General features: G+C 52.4%; 1 rRNA gene. It reads left to right on the top strand.

Annotated features, from left to right (window positions below):
• Window positions 1–341 precede the first annotated feature (341 nt).
• Window positions 342–3140: ribosomal RNA gene (locus DOU54_RS01640) — 23S ribosomal RNA — on the top strand.
• Window positions 3141–3254 lie beyond the last annotated feature (114 nt).

The raw sequence follows: 3254 nt of genomic DNA, 5'->3' as shown, positions 1-3254 counted from the left end.
AAACGTCCGAGCCCAGTCCCTGTGAAACCATGTGATGGCTTAGTCGGCCGGAATTGGTGGAGGGATTGGAGGTAGGTAGGAAAGCTTGTCCGAGGCATTTTTGTTGTTTGAAGGTTTAGGCCTTCATCTGATGGGAATGCTGGATTGATGTTGCCTGACCGCGCATCACCGGATGATATCTCGAGAAGCTGGTCTTAATGGTATGGCTTCGAGGTGCACCGGCGTGCCCTCAATGAAGACCGTACCGACACGTCGATGTCATCAGGAAGGACTTGATTGTAAAAGGTAATCAGGTTGCCGTTCCTTTGGAACGGCTATGGATGAGCATAGACAATGAGAACGAAGAAGTGAATTAAGGGCATTTGGTGGATGCCTTGGCATGCACAGGCGAAGAAGGACGTGATACGCTGCGAAAAGCCGTGGGGAGCTGCGAATAAGCTTTGATCCATGGATCTCCGAATGGGGCAACCCACCTTAAATGCTTGGAAAATCCAGTCTGTTTTAACGAACGGCCTGGGTTTCCAAGCATTGTGATAAGGTATCTTACTTTCGAATACATAGGGGTAAGAAGCGAACGCAGGGAACTGAAACATCTAAGTACCTGCAGGAAAGGACATCAACCGAGACTCCGCAAGTAGTGGCGAGCGAACGCGGACCAGGCCAGTGGCAATGATGAATAAAGCGGAACGATTTGGAAAAGTCGGCCATAGAGGGTGATAGCCCCTTACGCGTAGAACAGTCATTGTCCTTGAGTAGGGCGGGACACGTGAAATCCTGTCTGAACATGGGGAGACCACTCTCCAAGCCTAAGTACTCGTGCATGACCGATAGCGAACAAGTACCGTGAGGGAAAGGTGAAAAGCACCCCGACGAGGGGAGTGAAATAGAACCTGAAACCGGATGCCTACAAACAGTCGGAGCCCGCAAGGGTGACGGCGTACCTTTTGTATAATGGGTCAACGACTTAGTGTAACTAGCAAGCTTAAGCCGGTAGGTGTAGGCGCAGCGAAAGCGAGTCTGAATAGGGCGATTGAGTTAGTTGCATTAGACCCGAAACCGAGTGATCTAGCCATGAGCAGGCTGAAGGTTGGGTAACACCAACTGGAGGGCCGAACCCATAACTGTTGCAATAGTTCGGGATGACTTGTGGCTAGGGGTGAAAGGCCAATCAAACTCGGAAATAGCTGGTTCTCCGCGAAATCTATTTAGGTAGAGCGTCGACCGAATACCCTCGGGGGTAGAGCACTGGATGGGCTATGGGGACTCACCGTCTTACTGATCCTAACCAAACTCCGAATACCGAGGAGTACTAGTCGGCAGACACACGGCGGGTGCTAACGTCCGTCGTGAAAAGGGCAACAACCCTGACCTCCAGCTAAGGTCCCCAAGTCATGGCTAAGTGGGAAAGGATGTGAGGATCCCAAAACAACCAGGATGTTGGCTTAGAAGCAGCCATCATTTAAAGAAAGCGTAACAGCTCACTGGTCTAAATAAGGGTCTTTGCGCCGAAAATGTAACGGGGCTAAAGCCATGCACCGAAGCTGAGGATTTGCAGCAATGCAAGTGGTAGCGGAGCGTTCCGTAAGTCTGTGAAGGCGGACCCGTGAGGGCTGCTGGAGATATCGGAAGTGCGAATGTTGACATGAGTAACGATAAAGGGAGTGAGAGACTCCCTCGCCGAAAGACCAAGGGTTCCTGCTTAAAGTTAATCTGAGCAGGGTTAGCCGGCCCCTAAGACGAGGCGGACACGCGTAGTCGATGGGAACCACGTTAATATTCGTGGGCCTGGTGGTAGTGACGGATCTCGTGTGTTGTTCAACCTTATTGGATTGGTTGGGCGGCGAAGAGGTTCCAGGAAATAGCTCCACCGTATAGACCGTACCCGAAACCGACACAGGTGGTCAGGTAGAGTATACCAAGGCGCTTGAGAGAACTATGTTGAAGGAACTCGGCAAATTGCACGCGTAACTTCGGAAGAAGCGTGACCCTTTTGTACGCAAGTATGATGGGGTGGCACAGACCAGGGGGTAGCGACTGTTTATCAAAAACACAGGGCTCTGCGAAGTAGCAATACGACGTATAGGGTCTGACGCCTGCCCGGTGCTGGAAGGTTAAAGGGAGGGGTGCAAGCTCTGAACTGAAGCCCCAGTAAACGGCGGCCGTAACTATAACGGTCCTAAGGTAGCGAAATTCCTTGTCGGGTAAGTTCCGACCTGCACGAATGGCGTAACGACTTCCCCGCTGTCTCCAACATAGACTCAGTGAAATTGAATTCCCCGTGAAGATGCGGGGTTCCTGCGGTCAGACGGAAAGACCCCGTGCACCTTTACTATAGCTTTACACTGGCATTCGCCAAGGCATGTGTAGGATAGGTGGTAGGCTTTGAAGCAGGGACGCCAGTTTCTGTGGAGCCATCCTTGAAATACCACCCTTATCTTCGTGGATGTCTAACCGCGGTCCGTTATCCGGATCCGGGACAGTGTATGGTGGGTAGTTTGACTGGGGCGGTCGCCTCCGAAAGAGTAACGGAGGCGCGCGATGGTTAGCTCAGACCGGTCGGAAATCGGTCGTCGAGTGCAATGGCATAAGCTAGCCTGACTGCGAGACTGACAAGTCGAGCAGAGACGAAAGTCGGTCATAGTGATCCGGTGGTCCCGTGTGGAAGGGCCATCGCTCAACGGATAAAAGGTACGCCGGGGATAACAGGCTGATGACCCCCAAGAGTCCATATCGACGGGGTTGTTTGGCACCTCGATGTCGACTCATCGCATCCTGGGGCTGGAGCAGGTCCCAAGGGTATGGCTGTTCGCCATTTAAAGCGGTACGTGAGTTGGGTTCAGAACGTCGTGAGACAGTTCGGTCCCTATCTGCCGTGGGTGTAGGAATATTGACAGGATCTGTCCCTAGTACGAGAGGACCGGGATGGACGTATCTCTGGTGGATCTGTTGTCCTGCCAAGGGCATAGCAGAGTAGCTATATACGGAATGGATAACCGCTGAAGGCATCTAAGCGGGAAACCAACCTGAAAACGAGTGTTCCCTATCAGAGCCGTGGAAGACGACCACGTTGATAGGACGGGTGTGGAAGCACAGCAATGTGTGAAGCTTACCGTTACTAATAGCTCGATCGACTTCTTCGTTCCCATTGTTCATGCTCATCAAGCGAAGCTTGATGATCTGTTCTGTCTTCACGCTGACGTGGCCTTCGGCCACTACGCTGCAGACGGCGCGCCAAACGATTGGCGACGGACTAG

Origin of the sequence: Agrobacterium sp. MS2, from assembly GCF_003261015.1 — a bacterium.
GTDB classification, from domain to species: Bacteria; Pseudomonadota; Alphaproteobacteria; order Rhizobiales; family Rhizobiaceae; genus Agrobacterium; species Agrobacterium pusense.
Note: the sequence above shows the minus strand (reverse complement) of the source record. Positions and strands in the feature narration are given on the sequence as shown.